At 60.4% G+C, this 22227-nt stretch carries 17 protein-coding genes and 1 riboswitch; of the genes, 4 read left to right on the top strand and 13 right to left on the bottom strand.

What is annotated here, in order from left to right; translation table 11 throughout:
* The first annotated feature begins 13 nt into the window (after positions 1-13).
* Positions 14-1804: a molecular chaperone gene (locus ACZ3HH_RS05105; protein ID WP_465803129.1), complete on the top strand. Its 1791-nt coding sequence runs from the start codon at positions 14-16 to the stop codon at positions 1802-1804.
* A 174-nt stretch (positions 1805-1978) separates the two neighbouring features.
* Here the strand turns inward: ACZ3HH_RS05105 and serB are convergent, their stop codons facing one another.
* On the bottom strand, positions 1979-3193 hold the full coding sequence (gene serB, locus ACZ3HH_RS05100) for a phosphoserine phosphatase SerB (protein WP_007902606.1): 1215 nt from the start codon (positions 3191-3193) through the stop codon (positions 1979-1981).
* 134 nt (positions 3194-3327) lie between these two features.
* Here serB and ACZ3HH_RS05095 point away from each other — a divergent pair, with 134 nt between their 5' ends.
* Positions 3328-4857, top strand: a complete 1530-nt coding sequence (locus ACZ3HH_RS05095) for an AhpA/YtjB family protein (protein WP_465803127.1) — start codon at positions 3328-3330, stop codon at positions 4855-4857.
* Positions 4858-5145: 288 nt separating this feature from the next.
* On the opposite strand, the gene ACZ3HH_RS05090 is transcribed toward ACZ3HH_RS05095, so the two are convergent.
* The 9 genes from ACZ3HH_RS05090 to ACZ3HH_RS05050 all read right to left on the bottom strand — a co-directional run bounded on the left by ACZ3HH_RS05090 (position 5146) and on the right by ACZ3HH_RS05050 (position 14618).
* Positions 5146-5859, bottom strand: a complete 714-nt coding sequence (locus ACZ3HH_RS05090) for a PqiC family protein (RefSeq protein WP_465803125.1) — start codon at positions 5857-5859, stop codon at positions 5146-5148.
* Positions 5860-6035: 176 nt separating this feature from the next.
* Positions 6036-8303, bottom strand: a complete 2268-nt coding sequence (parC, locus tag ACZ3HH_RS05085; RefSeq protein WP_367373933.1) for a DNA topoisomerase IV subunit A — start codon at positions 8301-8303, stop codon at positions 6036-6038.
* 10 nt (positions 8304-8313) lie between these two features.
* A complete protein-coding gene (locus ACZ3HH_RS05080) occupies positions 8314-8835 on the bottom strand; it encodes a retropepsin-like aspartic protease family protein (protein ID WP_465803123.1) in 522 nt (173 codons plus the stop codon).
* Positions 8832-9818, bottom strand: coding sequence for an esterase-like activity of phytase family protein (locus ACZ3HH_RS05075; RefSeq protein WP_465803121.1), 987 nt, complete (start codon positions 9816-9818; stop codon positions 8832-8834). Before ACZ3HH_RS05075 ends, ACZ3HH_RS05080 begins: the two co-directional genes overlap by 4 nt.
* On the bottom strand, positions 9818-11722 hold the full coding sequence (gene parE, locus ACZ3HH_RS05070; protein ID WP_465803119.1) for a DNA topoisomerase IV subunit B: 1905 nt from the start codon (positions 11720-11722) through the stop codon (positions 9818-9820). Before parE ends, ACZ3HH_RS05075 begins: the two co-directional genes overlap by 1 nt.
* A gap of 81 nt (positions 11723-11803) precedes the next feature.
* Complete coding sequence (locus ACZ3HH_RS05065; protein WP_465803118.1) at positions 11804-12412, bottom strand: YqiA/YcfP family alpha/beta fold hydrolase; 609 nt, start codon at positions 12410-12412, stop codon at positions 11804-11806.
* A 218-nt stretch (positions 12413-12630) separates the two neighbouring features.
* A complete protein-coding gene (gene cpdA, locus ACZ3HH_RS05060) occupies positions 12631-13446 on the bottom strand; it encodes a 3',5'-cyclic-AMP phosphodiesterase (RefSeq protein ID WP_465803116.1) in 816 nt (271 codons plus the stop codon).
* A 111-nt stretch (positions 13447-13557) separates the two neighbouring features.
* A complete protein-coding gene (locus tag ACZ3HH_RS05055; protein WP_007902592.1) occupies positions 13558-14010 on the bottom strand; it encodes a DUF1249 domain-containing protein in 453 nt (150 codons plus the stop codon).
* Positions 14001-14618, bottom strand: coding sequence for an NUDIX domain-containing protein (locus ACZ3HH_RS05050; RefSeq protein ID WP_038978686.1), 618 nt, complete (start codon positions 14616-14618; stop codon positions 14001-14003). Before ACZ3HH_RS05050 ends, ACZ3HH_RS05055 begins: the two co-directional genes overlap by 10 nt.
* Positions 14619-14859: 241 nt before the next feature.
* Between ACZ3HH_RS05050 and ACZ3HH_RS05045 the strand changes: the two genes are divergently transcribed.
* Positions 14860-15606, top strand: a complete 747-nt coding sequence (locus ACZ3HH_RS05045) for an RsiV family protein (protein ID WP_367373928.1) — start codon at positions 14860-14862, stop codon at positions 15604-15606.
* Here ACZ3HH_RS05045 and cytX read toward each other — a convergent pair.
* A complete protein-coding gene (gene cytX, locus ACZ3HH_RS05040) occupies positions 15575-16867 on the bottom strand; it encodes a putative hydroxymethylpyrimidine transporter CytX (protein ID WP_465803114.1) in 1293 nt (430 codons plus the stop codon). The two genes, ACZ3HH_RS05045 and cytX, sit on opposite strands and share 32 nt — an antisense overlap.
* A 149-nt stretch (positions 16868-17016) precedes the next feature.
* On the bottom strand, positions 17017-18906 hold the full coding sequence (gene thiC / locus ACZ3HH_RS05035) for a phosphomethylpyrimidine synthase ThiC (protein ID WP_030130464.1): 1890 nt from the start codon (positions 18904-18906) through the stop codon (positions 17017-17019).
* A 166-nt stretch (positions 18907-19072) separates the two neighbouring features.
* Positions 19073-19178: riboswitch (TPP riboswitch) on the bottom strand.
* A gap of 190 nt (positions 19179-19368) precedes the next feature.
* Between thiC and ACZ3HH_RS05030 the strand changes: the two genes are divergently transcribed.
* Positions 19369-20808, top strand: coding sequence for a TolC family outer membrane protein (locus ACZ3HH_RS05030; RefSeq protein WP_465803112.1), 1440 nt, complete (start codon positions 19369-19371; stop codon positions 20806-20808).
* Between the two features lie 138 nt (positions 20809-20946).
* Here the strand turns inward: ACZ3HH_RS05030 and waaA are convergent, their stop codons facing one another.
* On the bottom strand, positions 20947-22227 hold the full coding sequence (gene waaA, locus ACZ3HH_RS05025; protein ID WP_465803110.1) for a lipid IV(A) 3-deoxy-D-manno-octulosonic acid transferase: 1281 nt from the start codon (positions 22225-22227) through the stop codon (positions 20947-20949).

Raw genomic sequence — 22227 nt, 5'->3', positions numbered from 1 at the left:
GTTTGTCTACGGCATGAATGAGACCAATCCTGTCCTGCTGCTACGCGCACCGATCCCGACGCAGTCGCGTCTGACTTTCTGCGAAGCCACGCCTCGCGACCTCAAGCGCTGGATCGCCAACCTGCCCAAAGCCAACATCGGCGAAACCGCTCGCCAGTTGTATCAAGGCTTGAGCGAACTCAACCAACTGCTCACGCCCAGCGACAATCGCCTGCAATTACTCGAACTGCTGCGGCCCGAGGTGTATTACGTCTGCAAGCACCTGGAGCGGCATTTCCTGCATCAGGCGATTGTGCTCGACGAGCGCTCGCGCAAGATCGCCAACCTTTGCCAAGCGCTGCAGAGCCACTTGGCGATCGGCTACAAGCAAATCGTCATCCGCAACTCACCGCGCTTCAGCAAGGACCGTGCGCCGCTGCTGACCCAGGCTTTGCAACGGGCAATCCATTGCCTGAACGGCGCATTGATCCGCGCCACTGAACTCTATTGTCCGGCGCCCGAAAATCTGTGGCTCGAGTTACATCAGCTGTACCGGATTGGCTGTCAGTTCCAACTGCAAAATCTGAGCGTGCGCGATGAACTGGCCAGCCAGACACAAAGCCTGAGCATCGAGCAAACCTACGTCGTCGCCCTCCTGTTGGGTGCTTCACGCTGCAATCAACTGCGCCAGAACCAGATCGCCCGGCTCGCCGAGGTGCTCGAACCCTGGAGCCAGAGGATCAAGCTGCAACCGGCCAAACCGGACAACGGGCTGTTTGCCATCGCCCCGGATCTCGACACCGGGCCGAGTTACCGCTCCAAATTCCTCGCCGAACAACAGGAGCGCTTGCTGGGGATCGACCCGCAACCTCTGGTCGCGGCCATCGAAATCCATCTGCAACAGCCGGCTGACAAGGTATCGCCGCTGCCCGTTCCAGCGGGGCTGAACCTGGACACGCTGCAACACCTGCATGCCGCCTGGGGCCAGGCTGCCGAGCGCAGTTTCCAGCGCACCGTCGGCCACGGCACGTTGACCCTGTGCGTGGGCATGAGCGCATTGCATTTTTATCTCGGCGGGCAACGCTCGTTCAACGACATCCTGAAGAAACCCGGCGCCCGTCCCGCGCAGTTCTCGGCCACCGACCCGACAGATCGCGCCAAAGACCAATGGAACCACGCCTTCGACGCCGCTCCCCATGGCACAGCGGATACGCTGCTGCCCTACGAAGAGATCGAATACCCGCACCTTCAGAACGATGACAGCCATGAGGCATCCGACCGCCAGCAGCATTTCCCCACCTATGTGCTGCCGGTGATCAATCACAGTCCTGGCGGCTATTGCCTGGCCTGGCCCGGCGCCGTGCCCGCCGAGCTACAGGCTGGCGAAATGGTCGGTATCGAGGATGCTGCCGGCCAAGGCTGGAGCATTGCAGTGGTGCGCTGGATCCGCCAGGTGCGGGGCGGCGGCACACAGATGGGTATCGAGCAGGTCGCGCCTTGTGCCGAACCCTGCGGCCTGCAACTGATACGCTCCGGCGACGAGCACAGCCAGTACTTGCGCGGACTGTCGCTGCCCGCCATCAGCGCCATCGACCTGCCGGCCACCCTGCTCACCCCGCGCCTGCCGTTCCAGGAAGGCAACAAGGTGCTGATCAATATCAACGGCGAGGAACACCCGGCCGGGCTGGAGCGTCGGGTGGCGAGCACCAACAGCTTTAATCAGTTTGCCTACCGTTCGCTTGAGACAGCCGGAATCGAAAACGCCGCGAGGAGCAGCGTGGTCGGGGCAGTGGAAGAGTTTGATTCGTTGTGGAAGTCGCTTTGAGCGTGACGCCGATAACTGTGGCGAGGGGGCTTGCCCCCGTTCGGCTCCACAGCAGACGCAAAACCTATGAGCGCGTTATGCCGGAAGCAACCCGATAACAGGTTTTAGGGCCGCTGCGCGACCCAACGGGGGCAAGCCCCCTCGCCACAATGGCCCTGCCAGTCAATACAAAACTCAGAGCTGCCCGTCGCGATCCCGGAAGCCCAGCAGATACAGCACGCCATCCAGCCCAAGGGTGGAAATCGCCTGCTTCGCCGATTGCTTGACCAGCGGCTTGGCGCGGAATGCCACACCCAGACCGGCAATCGCCAGCATCGGCAGGTCATTGGCACCGTCACCGACGGCAATCGTCTGCTCCAGACGCAAACCTTCCTTATGCGCCAGCTCACGCAGTAGATCCGCCTTGCGTTGCGCATCGACAATCGGCTCGACTGCCACGCCAGTCACCTTACCGTCGACCACTTCCAGTTCGTTGGCGAACACGTAGTCGATGCCCAGCTTGGCTTGCAGTTGCTTGGCGAAGTAGGTGAAGCCGCCCGACAGAATCGCCGTCTTGTAGCCCAGACGCTTGAGTTCGGCGAACAGGGTTTCGGCGCCTTCGGTCAGGCGCAGCGAAGCGCCGATGGAATCCAATACGCTGACGTCCAGTCCTTGCAGCAAGGCCAGGCGCTCCTTGAAGCTGGCGCGGAAGTCCAGCTCACCGGCCATCGCCCGCTCGGTAATCGCAGACACCTGATCGCCTACACCGGCGGCCTTGGCCAGTTCGTCGATGACTTCGGCCTCGATCAGCGTCGAGTCCATGTCGAATACCGCCAAACGGCGGTTACGGCGGAACAGCGAATCTTCCTGAAAGGCGATGTCGACGTTCAATTCTTGAGCGACGCTGAGGAATTCGGCCCGCAGCGCTTGCGGATCCGCCGCCTCGCCGCGCACGGAAAACTCGATGCAGCCCTTGCCCTTGTCGGCCGGAGTGTCCAGTGGCATGCGCCCGGACAGGCGATCGATATGATCGATGTTCAGCCCATACTTGGCGGTGATCGAGCTCACGCGCTGCAATTGCTCGGCGGTCACTTTACGGGTCAACAGGGTGACGATGTGACGTTTCTTGCCCTGATTGCCGACCCACAGCTGGTAATCCTCTTCGGACACCGGCGTGAAACGCACCTGCTGCTCAAGCTCATAGCCTTTGAACAGGATGTCTTTGAGCACCGAGTTACCTTGTTCGGTATCGGGAATTTCAACCAGGATGCCGAACGACAGGGTGTCGTGGATCACCGCCTGACCGATGTCGAGAATGTTCACACCACCCTGGGCCAGAACGCCGGTAATGGCCGCAGTCAGACCCGGACGGTCGACTCCCGTGATGTTTATCAGGACGATTTCGCGCAAGGCGCACCCCCGCAGGTGGAAAAAAACCGCATTCTACCCATTTTCAGTGACCATCGGGCACCGCGAGCGCTTTGACGACCTATGGCCTGTCGCTATACTGCGCGTCAACTTCACGGACAAAGAGCCGAGCTCAAGTGAACCGGCCCACGCCAGTTAAAACCGATAACTTCTTTCTGCTGATCTTCCGGGCACTGCGTCATCGCCGTGTACCGATCGCATTGCGCATTGCCAGCCATAACGTGATCCTGGTCGCTCTGGCCTTGGTGATCTACGCCTGCGTGATGGGTTTGCAGTTCAAGCAGGCCATGCACGAGCAGGCGGATGCCCTGGGCGAAAGCCTGACCACCCAGACCGCGACCTCGGCCACGGAACTGTTGGTGTCCAATGACATCCTCAGCCTGAACGTGCTGCTCAATAACCTGACCAAAAACAAGCTGGTGGCCCACGCTGCCATCTACAGCATGGACAACCGCATCCTTGCCGAGTCCGGCCAGCGGCCCAAGCACAGCCTGCTGGGCGAAGCCGAGGGTATTTACCAAAGCAAGATTACCTTCCAGGACGTGACCGCCGGGCAACTGCGCATCAGCCTGGACATGGATCAGTTCCAGCAGCCGATGACCATCAGCCTGCAAAGCATGGGCATTCTGAGCGCCATTCTGCTGGCGCTGTCCCTGGCCTTGAGCCTGCGTCTGGGCCGGCATATTTCTACGCCACTGCTGCAATTGCGAGTGTGGTTACGCAATATCGACGAATACACCCCGGCCACCGAGCGCCAGGATGAGATCGGCGACCTCGCTCGTCAGTTGCACGCCAATTTCGCACCGGAACCGGCCGAGCCCGTGCCGGAACCGGAATATGACGACAGCGATTACGAAGACGCTGACGACAACGAGCCGACCTTCGAAGTACGCAACCTGCGCGATCCAGGTTTCGATGAAACCAAGCCTGTCGCCGGCCTCAAGCCTGCGCCGCGTCGCACTGTCAGCACCATCGAAGACGATGAGGACGACGAAGATCCGTTTGCCGATCTGCGTGATGATTCGGCAGATAGCGCGCCGAAACCCGTCGTAAAGCCGCAGGCATCGAACCTGCCGCAGCACAGCGCAGTACTGGCCGTGCAACTGGGCGCGCAAGATCAGCTGCGCCGCCTGCCCCGCGCACGCCTGGAAGAACTGCTGAAACGCTACCGCGATTGCCTCGATCAGGCCGCATCGCTTTACCAGAGCGAACTGCACACCCTGAACGATGGCAGCACGCTGATGCTGTTCCACACCGAAGACAGCGGCGACGACTACCTGACCAACGCCATCTGCTGCGGTGAGTTGCTGCGAGCCTTGGGCCATCAGTTGCAGATCGAAGTCGCCGACAGCGGCATCACCCTGCAATTGCAGTTGGGCCTGACGCTGGGTGACGAGTTGTTTGGCTTGAGCCAGATTGATCTGCTACTGACTGAAACCGCTCAGGATGCACTGGCCCTGTCGCAACACAGCCGCAACCTGCTGCTGGTGGAGCGCAAGATCAGCGACGACGCACTGATTCGCCAGCGTGCGCGGATCCGCCCGATCGCAAGCCCTGAAGGTGCGTGCTGCGTAGAGCGCTTGATGGAGCCCTATCCGTCAATGCTGGAACGGCAACTGGCGCGGATGCACGAACGCCGGGCATAAGCCTTAGCCCTGCTGTAAAGAAGCCCGCAGATGAGTGATCGTCTGCGGGCTTTTTGTTGCCTGCTCCTCTGCGAATACAAAACCTGTGTACGACAGAAATCCCTGTGGGAGCGGCGATGCGGCGATCCAACTTGCCCGCGAAGAGGCCGGTACAGGCGACGAATGAGGTGAGGCTGGAACGCGGAGCGTCCCTGGAGGCATTCCCACGCAGAGCGCGGGAACGATCGGCGCGCGCCAGAAACAACAAGGCCCGCATCTACGCGGGCCTCGTTTCGAATCCATCCAGGCTTAGAACCTGAACACTTCCATATCCGTGCGAATCGGCGAAGCCATCGGGATTTTCGGTTGTTTCTCTGGCTCTGCTGCCGGTGCCACAGGCTTGGCAGCCGGCTTGCGTGGCGCTTCGGCGATTGGCGGCTGGTTGGCCAGCGGCTTGAGCGCTGTCGACAGCTGCTCGGCCAGACGTTGCAGCAACACCCCCTGAGCCTGAACCTGAGCTGCAGTCCCGCCAGTGTGCTGCTCCTGCAGATGAATGATGCGGTTATCGCGCACCTGACCACGACGGTCGATCAGGCGCCATTGCGCATCAAGGACTGCCGGTTGCGATGCACCCGAGTCCAGACGCGTGATCGTCAGCAGAACCTGAACATCCGGTGCGAAACCCACTGTCGCCGGTGCCAGGACAACACGCTGGCTGTCCAGATGGCCGGCGACCTGACGCAGCAACAGCTGATCGATGTCCGACGACAGGCTACCCGCCCAACGACCGTCAACCGAAGCTTGCAGGCTGCCATCCGGCTGGCGCTGCAACAAGGTTTCGCGTTGCAGGTAGTCGGCCACCGTTACCGGGCCCAGCAATACCGCCATGCCAGCGCTTTGCACAGGCTGAGCCGGACTTCCGCTGTCCAGCTGATACAGCGACACCGGTTGGTGAACGCTGCAACCCGCCAGGCCAAGAACGCCGGCGAGCATCAAAATAAAAGGAAGGCGCAGAGCAGTCATCGTCCCATCCAGGTGGCTGCCATAAGGCTGACCACAGTGAAAATACTCAAAAAATATGAAGAACGCTCGGCTACGCCGGCGCTTGAAAGGCCATATCATCCGTGAATATGCGTTCCGACTCCAGCGGCAAAGCGTCGATCTACGCGTTAAATCGTAGATCGAGCGCTCTAGGACGCCTAATTGAGGTTTTCGACGAACAGCGCATCCACCCTCTGAAAGCCCCGTGGCAGTTTGTTACCGCGACGCCCACGCTCACCTTTGTAGTGTTCGAGGTCGTCCGCCTTCAGCGACAACGTACGTTTTCCGGCCTGTAGCACCAAGGTGGCACCCTCCGGCAAAACGGCAATGTCCGTGACATATTCTTCGCGACTGGCAACACGCTCACCGGAAATCCCGATGATCTTATTCCCTTTACCTTTACCTAATTGTGGCAGATCGCTGATTTTGAAAATCAGCAGGCGACCTTCGGTGGTCACCGAGGCCAACCAGTTCTGCTCACGATCGGCTACCGGGCGCGGCAGAATCACTTTGGCGTTGTTCGGCAGACTCAACAGAGCCTTGCCCGCCTTGTTCTTGGCTTGCAGGTCTTCACCCTTGACCACGAAACCGTAACCGGCGTCAGACGCGATCACGTACAGCGAATCGTCTTCAGGCATCAGCACGCATTCGAAACTCGCCCCTGGCGGCGGCGTCAGGCGGCCGGTCAGCGGTTCGCCCTGGCCACGGGCCGAGGGCAGCGTGTGTGCAGCCACCGAATAGCTGCGACCAGTGGAGTCGATAAATACTGCAAACTGGTTGGAGCGACCGGCCGCCAAGGCCTTGAAACCGTCCCCGGCCTTGTAGGAAAGCCCGGTGGCGTCAATCTCGTGCCCCTTGGCAGAGCGAACCCAGCCTTTTTCCGACAGAACTACAGTCACTTTCTCGTTCGGCAGCAGATCGTGCTCGGTCAAGGCCTTGGCCTCTGCACGCTCGACGATTGGCGAGCGACGGTCGTCACCGTAAGTTTCTGCGTCCTTGATCAGTTCGGTGCGTACCAGCTTTTTCAGCTTGGCTTCGCTGCCCAGCAGGGCTTGCAGCTTGGCTTGTTCCTTGAGCAGTTCATCCTGCTCGGCACGCAGCTTCATTTCTTCCAGTCGCGCCAACTGACGCAAACGGGTGTCGAGGATGTAATCGGCCTGGATTTCGCTCAGGGCGAAACGCTCGATCAGTGCGGCTTTCGGGTGTTCCTCGGTGCGGATGATGTGAATTACTTCATCCAGATTGAGGTAAGCGATCAACAAACCGTCCAACAGGTGCAGGCGACGCTCAACCTTGTCCAGGCGGAATTGCAGACGACGACGCACGGTCTGCACCCGGAATTCCAGCCACTCGACCAGCAGCGCCCGCAGGTTTTTCAACTGCGGTTTGCCGTCCAGGCCGATGATGTTGATGTTGACCCGATAACTCGACTCCAGCTCGGTGCTGGCGAACAGGTGCTGCATCAGGGCATCGTGGTCAAAGTTTTTGCGGGCGCCCGGAATGATCACGATCCGGCACGGGTTTTCGTGGTCGGACTCGTCTCGCAGGTCAGCGATCTGCGGGGCTTTCGACGGTTTGGCCTGCATCATGGCCGCTATCTGTTCGAGCACCTTGGCGCCCGAAACCTGATGCGGCAGCGCGGTGACGATGATGTCACCGTCTTCGATGTGGTACACGGCGCGCATGCGCACCGAGCCCTTGCCGGTTTCGTAGATTTTCAGCAGGTCGGCGCGCGGCGTGATGATTTCCGCTTCTGTCGGGTAATCCGGGCCTTGAATGTGCTCGCAGAGCTGCTCGACCGTGGCTTTCGGCTCATCCAGCAAGCGCACGCAAGCGGTCGCGACTTCGCGCAGGTTATGCGGCGGTACGTCGGTGGCCATGCCCACGGCGATACCGGTGGTGCCGTTGAGCAGGATGTTCGGCAAACGGGCCGGCAACACCAAAGGCTCTTCCAGCGTGCCGTCGAAGTTCGGCCCCCAGTCCGCGGTGCCCTGGCCCAGTTCGCTGAGCAGCACTTCGGAATAACGCGACAGCCGCGCTTCGGTGTAACGCATGGCGGCGAAGGACTTCGGATCGTCCGGCGCACCCCAGTTACCCTGGCCGTCAACCAGCGTGTAGCGGTAGCTGAACGGCTGGGCCATCAGGACCATGGCTTCGTAGCACGCCGAATCGCCGTGTGGGTGGAACTTACCGAGCACGTCACCGACGGTACGCGCCGATTTCTTGTGCTTGGAATCGGCGTCCAGCCCCAACTCGCTCATCGCATAGATGATGCGCCGCTGTACCGGTTTCAGGCCGTCGCCGATATGCGGCAAGGCACGGTCCATGATCACGTACATGGAGTAGTTGAGGTAGGCATTTTCGGTGAAGTCAGCCAGTGACCGGCGTTCTACACCGTCCAGGCTGAGATCAAGGGAGTCGCTCATGCGGGCCTCATCAGTTCGTTGTCTGGCGCAGCAGCATGGTGCCACCGCGCTGGGTAAATTCAAGTTTGTTCAGTGCGCTCATACCGAGCAGCACCTGATTGCCGTGCAAACCGGGCGCCACCAGCGCGCGAACGTCTCGCAGCACGATGTCGCCCAATTGCAGCCGGTCGAGGCGGGTTCGATAGCCCTCGCTCAAGCCATTGGCCGTGCTCAGGGTCACCCCAAAGCCTTTTTCCAGTTTCAGCCGCTCGGCCACTTCGGCCGGGATCGCCACATCGGTCGCGCCGGTATCGAGCATGAAATCCACGGGCTGGCCGTTGATCTGGCCAGTGGCGATAAAATGCCCCTGGCTGTTGCTGATCAGCTTCACTTCGATAAAACCTTCGCCCTGCTCGGAGCTGACGACGGCGTTGGGATTTTGCTGACGCGCCTCCCACTGGCCGAAAAACCGCGTTGCCAGAAACAGAGCGGCGCACCAGGCCAACACCATCAACACCCGGCCGGCGCGTTTGCCCGGCGGTTGCTGACTCATGGTTTGGCACTCCAGCCACCTTCAGGCGCGGCAAAGCGCCAGACAATCGGGCGTTTCTCTCCGTCGGCGCGCGCACCATTATTGTTGTCGATACCGATCCAGGCACCGTCGGCGTCCACGATCAACGCTTCCGCCAGCCCAAAGGGCTGTGAATAACGACGGTTTTCCTGCAAGGCCTCGGCGGCAAACGACCAGCAGCGCTCGACCTTGGCCGTCACCACATCGCGACGGCAAACCTGAAAGACATTGCGCTCAAGGGTAAACAGCTTGCCGTCGAACAATGACAGATCGGCAAAATCCCGGGAGCGTGCACGGGCCTTGGGAAACTGCGCTGGCTGCATCTCCACCCCTGCTTCACTCAGTAGCACACAACCACCCTTGCAGTCCCAGACCGTTTGCTGGCGCTTGATCAGCAGTAAACCGCGGCGCTCACGTTCGGCGGCTAGCCACAGCGTGTCACCGGCCGGATTGATCGCCAGCCCTTCAAACAACGCATTGAAGTGCAATAGCATGCCGCTGGCCCGCGCTTCGCGTACCAGCATCGGCGAGATTTTCAGCCAGGACGCAGGTCCGATTGGCGGCACTTGCAGCACCGCGGCGTGCGCTTCGCTGACGATGTAACGATTACCGGCGCTGTCGCAGGTAATGCCTTCGAAATCCAGGTCCCCGCCCCGCACGAACGACGCCGCCCAGGTCCGGGAACGCAAGCCCCAGGGCAAACCGCTGTCGGGCACCAGGGGTACGTCGATGCGCACGGTTTCGGCTTGCCAGGTGTTGTTGCGGGTGTCGAGGCGATAAATTTGATCATCGTCACGATCCGAAACGGTCCATAGATCCTTGCCGCACTGGGCCAGCCCCGACAGATTGCCGCCGCGCATGCCATCGACGGCATGCTCGGATAACAGGTGCAGCTCGGGAGGCTGCGCCGAAACCGTTATCGAGGTCAGCAGCAACGCACACGCCAGGGCCCAGCCAAATCGCATCAGCCCAGAACCTCGGCCAGGTTGCCCTTGGACTCCAGCCAGGACTTGCGATCGCCGGCGCGTTTTTTCGCCAGCAGCATGTCCATCATTTCCGAGGTCGCGTCGAAATCTTCCAGCGTCAACTGCACCAGACGCCGTGTGTTCGGGTCCATGGTGGTTTCGCGCAGCTGCGGTGGGTTCATTTCACCCAGACCTTTGAATCGGGTGACCTGTGGTTTGCCGCGTTTCTTCTCGGCTACCAGACGATCGAGAATGCCATCGCGCTCGGCCTCGTCGAGGGCATAGTAAATTTCTTTGCCCAGGTCGATACGGTACAGCGGCGGCATGGCGACGTAGACGTGACCGGCATCTACCAGCGGGCGGAAATGCTGGACGAACAAGGCACACAGCAATGTGGCGATGTGCAGACCGTCGGAGTCGGCGTCGGCGAGGATGCAGATCTTGCCGTAACGCAGCTGAGCGATGTCCGCCGAGCCCGGATCGACACCGATGGCCACGGCGATGTTGTGCACTTCCTGGCTGGCCAGCACTTCGCTGCCGTCGACTTCCCAGGTGTTCAGAATCTTGCCGCGCAACGGCAGGATCGCCTGAAATTCTTTGTCCCGCGCCTGCTTGGCCGAACCGCCGGCGGAATCACCTTCCACCAGGAACAGCTCGGAACGCATCGGATCCTGCCCGGCGCAGTCGGCTAGTTTGCCCGGCAACGCCGGCCCTTGGGTAATGCGTTTACGCTCGACCTTCTTGCTGGCCTTCAGACGACGGCCGGCGTTGTTGATCGCCAGTTCCGCCAGCAGCATGCCGGTTTCCGGGTGAGCGTTGAGCCACAGGCTGAAAGCGTCCTTGACCACACCGGAAACGAAAGCGGCCGCTTCACGGGATGACAGGCGCTCCTTGGTCTGACCGGAGAATTGCGGTTCCTGCATCTTCATCGACAGGACGAACGCAATGCGTTCCCAGACGTCTTCCGGCGCCAGCTTCACGCCTCGCGGCAACAGGCTGCGGAACTCACAGAACTCGCGCATCGCATCGAGCAAGCCCTGACGCAGACCATTGACGTGAGTACCGCCCTGGGCCGTCGGGATCAGGTTGACGTAGCTTTCCTGAACGCTGTCGCCGCCCTCGGGCAACCACAGCAACGCCCAATCGACCGCTTCTTTATTACCGGCCAGGCTGCCGCAGAATGGTTCGGCCGGCAGGCGTTCGAATTCGCTGACCGCGTCCACCAGGTAGGAGCGCAGGCCGTCTTCGTAATGCCATTCGACTTTCTCGCCAGTGGCCTTGTCTTCAAAACTGACCAGCAGCCCCGGGCACAGAACGGCTTTGGCCTTGAGCACGTGCTTGAGACGGCTGATGGAAAACTTCGGTGAATCGAAGTACTTCGGGTCCGGCGCGAAGAACACGCTGGTGCCGGTGTTGCGCTTGCCGACAGTGCCGATCACTTCCAGCTCGGTTTTCTTGTAACCGTCAGCGAAAGTCATCTGGTATTCGTTGCCGTCGCGCTTCACACGCACCCGGACTTCGGTCGACAAGGCGTTGACCACGGAAATACCCACCCCGTGCAGACCGCCGGAGAACTGGTAGTTCTTGTTGGAAAACTTGCCGCCCGCATGGAGCTTGGTGAGGATCAGCTCAACGCCCGACACACCCTCTTCCGGGTGAATGTCCACCGGCATGCCACGGCCGTCATCGCTGACTTCCAGGGAGTGATCGGCGTGCAGGATGACCTGCACCGAGGTCGCGTGCCCGGCCAAGGCTTCGTCGACGCTGTTGTCGATGACTTCCTGGGCGAGGTGGTTCGGCCGACTGGTGTCGGTGTACATGCCGGGGCGTTTGCGCACCGGGTCGAGGCCCGAGAGGACTTCGATGGCGTCTGCGTTATAAGAGCTAGCGCTGGGAGTGGCCATGGGGTCTCGTCGTCCGCCTGTAAAAAGTGTTCTGTGAAAAAGAGTGTTCTGAAAAAAGTGTTCTGAAAAAGAGGCGACAAATCACAGTGCAGTGAAATCAATCGCCTGATACAAATCTGCGCCGATGCCGGCGAAACTCAGCATTGCCGGCAATCGCTCGGCAAAACCCTGGAAACTATGGTCGCCGCCCGCCTGGATGCGCAAGGCACAGGCCCGGTAATACTGCTGGGCGAGGCGATAATCCAGCGTTTCATCGCCGGTCTGCAACCACACTTGAAACCGCTGCGGATCCTGGGGCGCCGGCACTTCCAGCTCGGCCAGGGCCTTTACGTGGTCGTGGGTCAATTCCCAGGTCTCATCGGTGTACAGGTTTTTCTGCGTACCCAGGAACCCGTCGAACATCTGGTGAGGGCTGACGGCAGGGTTGATCAACAGGGCTTTCAAGCCATGGCGCTCGGCCAAGTGAGTCGCATAGTAGCCGCCGAGTGAGCTGCCGACCAGCAGTGGCCGCCCCAGCTCGGCAATCGCCTGCTCCAGCTGACCGATGGCCTCGCGGGGATGGTGATGCAAGGCCGGCACACGCAACTGATCGCTCAAGCCCAGCCGCTCCATCACGCTGATCAACTGACAGGCCTTTTTTGACGCCGGCGCGCTATTGAAACCGTGGATATAAAGGATCGAGCCAGACATTTGAGCTCCCTGTGCGTCGGGTAAAGAGGCGCAGTTTACAGGGTGTCGGGGGAATCGGGGATATGCGTGGAAATCATGTCGCCTGAGCGAACACCATCGCGGGCAAGCCCGCTCCCACAAGGATCTTAGGCGCTCACAAATCCCCTGTGGGAGCGGCGGTGCGGCGATCCGACTTGCCCGCGATGGCCGCGCCTCGGTCTTGGAAAATGACAAATAAATCAGTAGCCGTTGGAGCCGTAATCAATCTGGAAATCGAAACCGGTGACGCGCTCAACGCCTGTTTCGAGCCGACCATCCGGCAAAAGCCGCAACCACCGATACCCCGGCGCCTGCTCGCTCACCTTGAAATCATCACTGCACGGCTCGAACTGAATACAGGTCGAGGGCGATGCAATCAGGCGAACACCGTTGCGCATCTGGTCAATTTCCTGATGCACATGCCCCCACAACACCGCACGCACCTGTGGAAACCGATCCAGCACCGCGAACAACGCTTCTGGATTGCGCAATCCAATGGGCTCCATCCACGCACACCCGATCGACACCGGATGATGATGGAAACACACCAAATGATGCCGTTGCGGCGCCTCACTCAATGAGCGGGCCAGCAACTGCAACTGTTCATCCTGCAAATACCCCGGCACCGAACCCGGCACAGCAGAATCGAGCAACGTAACCCGCCAGTTGCCGATGTCCACCACCGGTTCCAGCAGCGCACTCTGCACAGCCGCCTCGGCCATTATCTGCGGCTCGTCATGATTACCGGGAATCCAGCGTGCCGGCGCATCGATCTGCCGGGTCAGGTCACGAAACAGCTGATACGACTCCAGCGTCCCATCCTGTGAAAGATCGCCACTGGCAATGATCAAGTCGACCTGCGGTTGCTGAAGCTTTACCAGTTCAATGACTTTTTGCAGGCTGTCGCGGGTATTCATGCCCAGCAACGTCCCGTCCGCCTCGGCAAACAGATGACTGTCGGAAAGTTGCACCAGCAACGCCGGATCGGCGGTGGTCAATGTGGATACGCTCGGCAAGGCGTTCTCCCAGGGCGTGATCACGGAATGGTTAAGTGCCGCAATTATGCTGGGGGACGATCAAAAGAGGAAACCTGCGAACCGGACGCAGTTCACAACTACACAGGGCTCTTAGCGCACAACGGCGTACTCGTGCCCACAAGCCAGGCAATGACTCAGCCATTCCCCCAGGAACAGATTGAGCTGAGCTTTTTCATCCGGCTGATGCATCGCGGCGTTCGGGTAAGGATAGATGCCCCGGAAGCGTCTTGCATGTTCGGCGCTGACCACTTCGGCCATGCAGGCGTCGTGATAGACCTGAACTTCAAGTTGAGGAACCGGCAGCCACGGCAGGCTGTGTTCCTGGCGTACTTGCAGCGTCGTGGTGTACGGACAGACTTGCAACACTTCCAGGGCCAGCACGCCAAGCATCTGGTCGCCGTGGGTCACGGCAATGCGCCGCGCCTGCGGCTCGCTACGCATATCCGGTAACAATCGCATCAGGCGCGCGTAGTTGGCCTCGCAGGAGGCTTGCAGCCCCACGAGGTCGATCCGGTAGCGATCGCGCAGCTTGTTTACGACCATAACCCCCTCACTTCAACGCGGTTCAAAGCCAGCCATTGCAAGGCGATGATGCTTGCCGCGTTGGCAATACGTCCGTCGCGTACGGCTTGCAGGGCATCTTCGAAGGCCCAGACCGTGACGCGAATATCTTCTGCCTCTTCCTCCAGCCCATGCAGGCCGCCGACCCCGGTTGTCTCGCAACGCCCCAGGTACAAGTGCACGAATTCATTACTGCCGCCCGGCGATGGAAAATATTTGGTCATCGGCCAGAGCGCCCCGAATACAAGCCCAGCTTCCTCCTGCGCTTCGCGGTGAGCAACTTCTTCCGGTACTTCATCCTTGTCGATCAGACCGGCGACCAGTTCGATCAGCCACGGGTTGTCGGTCTTGCCCATGGCGCCAACGCGAAACTGCTCGATCAGCACCACTTCGTCGCGCTGCGGATCGTAAGGCAGCACGCACACCGCATCATGGCGCACGAACAGTTCACGATTGATCTCGCGACTCATGCCACCAGCGAACAATTCGTGGCGCAAGTGCACGCGGTCGAGCTTATAGAAACCCTCGTAGCACTTTTCGCGCCGAACGATATCAACGGCGGTCGGAATGGCGTTGGCAAAATCAGTCATGACAATCCTCGTTTACTGCAAATCCGATTCGAGGCTCCTTTTTGTTACTTGCATTGTTACTTGCAACCTCGACTTCGCGCCATCCTAACGCGCCCGCGATGTTTGATGCAGCCCCTTTCCAGTCAGCGGGATAGACGGTGAGGGCGAAACCAACTCTAATTAGCTTAGTGGCGAACTGACTGCTTCGTTAAGAGTCGAAGCGGGTAACTTTTCGCCTTTCCCTGTTTTATGAAGGACGCCCATGTCGCTTTTTAAAATCGCCTCTGTGGCCGCAATCGCCCTGACCCTGGGCGCCTGCCAGAGTTTGTTTCAGCCCAACTATCGGGCGCCGCTGGAAACTACCCGCGACGCATCGGAACAGTTGAAACCAGGCTGCACGACCCCTGACTGCCCACTGGTGAACATCGATACGCTGCGTTTCCCGGATGAGCCTGCGCTTGACGGCATCATCGAAAAACGCCTGCTGCAAATGACCCGCACCTCACCCGAAGCCCCTGTAGCGCCGACGCTGGCGGCGTATCGCGAGCAGTTTTTGAGCAGTGCCGGCCCGCGCTACAGCAGCTACCTGCAAGCCAAGGTACGTGAGCAGCATGACGGCTTGGTGATCGTTGAATTGTCCAGCTACCTGGACACCGGCGGTGCCCACGGCACGCCGGGCCGCGGTTTCATCAACTATTCACGTCAGCAGCATAAAGTACTGACCCTCTCGGACATGTTGATTCCGGGGCAGGAAGAGGCGTTCTGGAAAGCGGCCCAAGTGGCGCACAACAGCTGGCTGATCAGCACTAAGCTCGATCAGGAACCGGAGTTCGTGAAGAGCTGGCCCTTCGTGAAAACCCAGAACGTGGCGCTGACCTACGGCGGGGTGATCCTCAAGTACGAAGTAAGCACCATTGCGCCTTACGCATTGGGCCACGTCGAACTGAAGATCCCCTACCCGCGCCTGAACGGTATTTTCAAACCCGAGCTGTTTCCCGGCCGTAGCTGAAGGCTCGACCGAGCAGCAGTTGCAGCAGCCCTGCCAGCACCAGTGACGGCAGGGTTGCGCCGATGTCCGGATAGAGATTGGCCAGCAAATGATAGGTGCTCACCCCGCCCAACCAGGCGAGCAACGCCGGCCAGCGCAATGCGGCTGACGCTACATGAGCACTGCGCTTGCGCAGGATGAAGTGATCCACCAGCACCACGCCGAACAGCGGCGCAAACACCGAGCCTATCAGCAGCAGGAAGTTCTGATACTGAGCCAATGGCGCCAGACAGGCGATCAGTGTGCAGATCACGCCGATGACCAAGGCCAGATGCTCGACTTTCAAGCGTAACAGAATCCCGCTGGACACCGCCGCCGAGTGAATATCGGCAAAGGCATTTTCCGACTCATCCAGCAGAATCAGCAGCAACGGAATCCCCAAACCTGCACCGGCCAACGCCAGCAGCAAGGCATTCACTTCACCGCTCGGCGCGAACGCCAGGGTGTAGGCCACGCCCAGACTCATCAGCCAGAAGTTACCGATAAAGAAGCCCAGCGCCGTGCCGCCGAAGACATTCTTCGCGCGTTTGCCGAACCGCGAGTAGTCGGCAATCAGCGGCAGCCAGGACAACGGCATGGCAATCGCAATGTCGAAGCCCACGGCAAACGGCATCGAACCATCACCGGCCTGCGCCCACAACGCCGCCAGATCGGCTTTGGCGAACAGGTTCCAGGTCAGCCAAATGCACGCGGCCAGCAGCAGCCAGATGCCCCACTTGCGCAGGATCTTGCGCACGAAGGTCAGTGGCCCGCTGACGGCCAGCAAAGTCGCCAAACCACCGAAGAAAACTGTCCAAAGCAGCGGATTCGACAGCAGGCTGCCTTCGCTGAATGCACGGGCGCCAAGCAGGCTGGCGGCGTCGCGCATCACGATGATTTCGAAGGAACCCCAACCGATCAGTTGCAGCAGGTTCAACACCGCCGGAAGGCTCGCGCCATGACGGCCCAAGCTGAGCTTGAGTGCCGTCATCGACGACAGGCCGGTGTCGCTGCCGATCACGCCGACGGCGGCCAGCAATAGAACGCCGACCAGCGTGCCAAGAAAAATCGCCAGCAATGAGCCAGACAGACCCAGACCCGGTGCGAGCAAAGCGCCGGTCTGCAACACCATCAGGCCGATGCCGAGGGAAAACCACAGGGAAAACAGATCACGGCCGCCGAAGACACGTTTGTCGATCGGCACCGCGCAATCCGGGGAATAAGTACTGGGTTGGATGCTCAAGGGTGTTATCTCAGAGGGACATATGTTGTTTTTTTGATCGCTATCGCGGGCAAGCCCGCTCCCACATGGTTTGTGTCGTACACACATCCCCTGTGGGAGCGGGCTTGCCCGCGATGGGGCCCTCTCAGGCCCCGACCTTTCGGATCAGATCAAACCTTCTTGTACAACTGACTGCCTTCCTGCTTGAACCGCTCAGCCTGTTCCGCCAGACCTTGCGCAACTTCCGCGTCGACGGTTTCGATCCGCTGGTTGGCCGCGTATTCACGGACTTCCTGGGTGATTTTCATCGAGCAGAATTTCGGTCCGCACATGGAGCAGAAGTGCGCGACCTTGGCCGAATCCTTCGGCAGGGTTTCATCGTGGTACGAACGCGCGGTGTCCGGATCCAGGCCCAGGTTGAACTGGTCTTCCCAACGGAATTCGAAACGCGCCTTGCTCAAGGCATTGTCACGAATTTGCGCGCCCGGATGCCCCTTCGCAAGGTCGGCAGCGTGAGCGGCGATCTTGTAGGTGATGATCCCGGTCTTCACGTCATCCTTGTTCGGCAGACCCAAGTGTTCCTTCGGCGTCACGTAGCAAAGCATCGCGCAACCGAACCAACCGATCATCGCCGCACCGATACCGGAGGTGATGTGGTCGTAGCCTGGGGCGATGTCGGTGGTCAGTGGGCCGAGGGTGTAGAACGGCGCCTCGTCGCAGCACTCGAGCTGCTTGTCCATGTTCTCTTTGATCAACTGCATCGGCACGTGACCCGGGCCTTCGATCATGCACTGCACGTCGTGCTTCCAGGCGATTTTGGTCAGCTCGCCGAGGGTTTCCAGCTCACCGAATTGTGCGGCGTCGTTGGCGTCGGCAATCGAGCCCGGACGCAGGCCATCGCCCAGCGAGAAGCTGACGTCGTAGGCCTTCATGATTTCGCAGATGTCTTCGAAATGGGTGTAGAGGAAGTTTTCCTTGTGATGCGCCAGGCACCACTTGGCCATGATCGAACCGCCACGGGAAACAATACCGGTCACGCGTTTGGCGGTCAGCGGCACGTAACGCAGCAACACGCCAGCGTGGATGGTGAAGTAGTCGACGCCCTGCTCTGCCTGCTCGATCAGCGTGTCGCGGAACAGCTCCCAAGTCAGGTCTTCAGCGGCGCCGCCGACTTTTTCCAAAGCCTGATAGATCGGCACGGTACCGATCGGCACCGGCGAGTTACGGATGATCCATTCGCGGGTTTCGTGAATGTGCTTGCCGGTGGACAAGTCCATGACCGTGTCCGAACCCCAGCGAATGCCCCAGGTCAGTTTCGCCACTTCTTCTTCGATGGACGAACCCAAGGCGCTGTTGCCAATGTTGCCGTTGATCTTCACCAGGAAGTTACGGCCGATGATCATCGGTTCCAGTTCGGTGTGGTTGATGTTGGCCGGAATGATCGCGCGACCGCGGGCGATCTCTTCACGGACAAATTCCGGTGTAATGATCTTCGGCACGCTGGCGCCGAAGCTGTAGCCGGCGTGCTGCTGGTCCAGCAAGCCCGCGGCACGGGCCACTTCGAGCTTCATGTTTTCGCGGATGGCGACGTATTCCATCTCGGCGGTGATGATGCCTTTGCGCGCATAGTGCATCTGGCTGACGTTGGCACCCGGCTTGGCGCGGCGCGGATTGTTCACGTGGGCGAAACGCAGCTTGGTCAATTCCGCATCGGCGAGACGTTCCTGGCCAAAGTTGGAGCTCAGACCCGGCAGGCGCTCGGTGTCGCCACGTGACTCGATCCACGGCGAACGCACATCGGCCAGGCCTTTGCGCACGTCGATGATGACGTTGGGGTCGGTGTACGGGCCCGAGGTGTCATACACCACTACCGGCGCGTTGATTTCGCCGCCGAAGTCGGTCGGGGTTACGTCCAGGCTGATTTCGCGCATCGGCACGAGGATGTCCGGGCGAGTGCCCTGGACATAGATTTTTTGCGAGCGGGTAAACGGCTGAACCGATTGCTGATCGACCTTGGCCGAGTCGCTCAGATTGGTTTCGATTTTTGATTTTGTAGTCATCACGGGCTCTCCAGACACACATCCAGGCAGTGGATTTTTGTCGGAGCGAACCTGTAAACGAATGGACGCACGGGCGCTGGAAAAACCAGCTGGTGCTGTGCTCGGTGCTCGAGGGGTGTTCGATTGTCGAACAACATCCCGGACGAAGCACAAGAGGACTCGCCGGGTGACGAGAAATCTTGTTCCCTACGCAGGCGCTAACCTGATCAGGTTCAACGGGATCCGAAATTATTCGATCTCAGCCTCATAGCAAGGCACCCCGACAAGAACCCGGCCAGTCTAGACACAACCGGCAAAGAACGCCAACTCCGCAGCAAACACCATGATGAATGGCGCAATTACCGGATTGTTGCCGTGCCTGCGTGCAACTACACTCGCTACGCCGTGCCGCGCCTTGACGCTGCAGGGCGCCGCGCCGTAGCCTTGGCGCTCAAATTATCAGCGTAATTTAGGGATGGCCTCATGCTGCGCAAACTCTCACTGGCCCTTGCCGTGTCTTGTGCGTCCAATGGAATGGCCTGGGCAGCAGAAGCGCCATTATCGACCAAGACTGACCTGGTCAGCGTCTATCAGGAAGCGGTGGACAACAACGCCGACCTCGCCGCCGCCCGCGCCCAATACGGCGCCCAGAAGGAAGTCGTGCCCCAGGCCCGCGCCGGGTTGCTGCCCAACCTGTCCGCCGGTGCCGACCTGAACAACACCCGCACCTCGCTCGACCAGCCATCGCTGACCTCGACCCGCAGTGGCACGGTGTATCAGGCGACTCTCGCGCAACCGATTTTCCGCGCCGATCGCTGGTTCCAGTTGCAGGCTGCCAAGGACGTCAACGAACAGGCAGCCTTGCAACTCTCGGCCACAGAACAGAACCTGATTCTGCAAAGCGCCGAAAGCTACTTCAACGTGCTGCGCAGCCAGGACACCCTGGCCTCGACCAAGGCCGAAGAAGCGGCATTCAAGCGTCAGCTCGACCAGTCCAACGAACGCTTTGATGTCGGCCTGTCGGACAAGACCGACGTGTTGCAATCCCAAGCCAGTTACGACACGGCGCGGGCCAACCGGATTCTCGCTCAACGTCAGGTGGACGACGCGTTCGAAGCGCTGATCACCCTGACCAACCGTCAGTACAACTCGATCCAGGGCATTGTCCATACCTTGCCGATCCTGCCGCCGGCACCGAACGATGCCAAAGCCTGGGTCGACACCGCCGCCAAACAGAACCTGAATTTGCTGGCCAACAACTACGCGGTGAGCGCCGCCGAGGAGACTCTCAAGCAGCGCAAGGCCGGACATGCGCCCACCCTGGATGCGGTCGCGCAATACCAGAAAGGTGACAACGACGCCCTCGGCTTTACCAACCCGAACCCGAACGGCGTGCGTTACGGCGGTGATGTCGAGCAGCGCACGGTTGGCCTGCAATTGAGCATCCCGCTCTACAGTGGCGGCCTGACCAGCTCGCAGGTGCGTGAGTCCTATTCACGGCTGACTCAGTCCGAGCAGCAACGCGAAGCGCTGCGTCGTCAGGTCGTGGAAAACACCCGCAACCTGCACCGCGCCGTCAACACCGACGTCGAGCAGGTGCAGGCCCGCCGACAGTCGATCATCTCCAACCAGAGCGCGGTGGAAGCGACCGAAATCGGTTATCAGGTGGGGACGCGCAACATCGTCGACGTGCTCGATGCCCAGCGTCAGCTGTACACCTCGGTGCGCAACTACAACAACACCCGCTACGACTACATCCTCGACAACCTGCGCCTGAAGCAGGCCGCCGGCACTTTGAACCCGGGGGATTTGCAGGATCTGACGCGTTACCTCAAAGCCGACTACAACCCGGACAAGGACTTCCTGCCGCCGGATCTGGCCAAGGCTGCGGCGGAGCAATTAAGGGCTAATCCGGCTCAATAAAAGGTAAACCCTGTATTGAGGAGGCTTTCTGTGGCGAGGGAGCTTGCTCCCGCTGGGCTGCGAAGCGGCCCAAAACCCACGACTGCTTCGCAGCCGAACGGGAGCAAGCTCCCTCGCCACAATTGATCAGTGACAAACTCAGGACTTGTCGATCAACCTGCCCAACCCTTCCAGCAACCGCTGCAACGCGCCCTGATTGGTGCGCATCACCTTCAACCCCGCCTCCGCCATCCGCTGCGCATCGCTCGGTAATTCGAACAGCCGCTGCACCGCCAGCGCCAGACCTTCGGCATCATCGACCTCGGCCAACGCCCCGGCACTGCGCAACTGCGCGGCGATTTCGAGGAAGTTGAACAGGTGCGGCCCACTGAGCACCGGTTTGGCCAAGGCCGCCGGCTCTAGCAGATTATGGCCGCCATTGGGCACCAGGCTGCCACCGACGAATGCGCTGTCGGCCAAGGCATAGAGAAACAGCAACTCGCCCATGGTGTCGCCCAACAGCACCGAAGTGCTGGCGGTAACCGGCTCGCCCGTCGAACGCCGCACCGTGGCGAAACCCTGCTGCCGGCACAACTCGAACACCGGGTTGAAGCGCTCCGGATGACGCGGCACCAGAATCAGCAAGGCATCAGGATGATTGGCCAGCAGTCGACGATGGGCAGCCAGCACCACGTCGTCTTCGCCTTCATGGGTACTCGCGGCGATCCATACCGGGCGATCCTGCGCCTGCCACTGCGCACGCAATTCGCCGGCGCGCTGCAGCAGTTGCGGGTCGATGGTCAGGTCGAACTTGATCGAACCGGTCACTTCGACGGTTTCCGGGCGCGCGCCCAAATCGCGGAAGCGCTGCGCCTCGGCTTCGGTCTGCACCGCGAACAGGCTCATCTCGGCAAGCATCGGCCGGGTCAGCTTTCTGAATCGGCCATAGCCCCTGGCTGAGCGTTCAGACAGTCGCGCATTGGCCAAGGCCACGGGAATCCCGCGTTTGGCGCATTGGTGGATATGGTTGGGCCAGAGCTCGGTTTCCATGATTACCGCCAGTTTCGGTCGGGCCCGATCAAGGAATCGCTTTGCTGCGCAGGGCAAGTCATAAGGCAAATAGCAGTGCTGGATGCGCGGCTCGTTGGCGAACAATGCCTGGATGCGCTCGGACCCGGTCGGGGTCATGCAGGTGACGGTGATCGGCAGCGTCGGATACCGTTGCAGCAAGGCACGGATCATCGGCGCCGCAGCGATGCTTTCGCCCACCGACACCGCGTGCACCCAGAGGCCGTCCGGCTTCATCGCCGGTAGCGCCAGGGAGAAACGTTCGCCAATGCGTTTGGCGTACGCCGGCGCCTTGCGCGCCCGCAGCCAAAGCCGAATCGCTACCAATGGCAGCCCCAGGTAAAACAGCGCGGTGTAGAGAGTTCTATTCAT

The sequence above is a fragment of the Pseudomonas sp. PME37.24/025 genome (genome assembly GCF_055556615.1).
The sequence above is the reverse complement of the archived record's forward strand: the minus strand, read 5'-3'. Positions and strand labels throughout refer to the sequence as shown.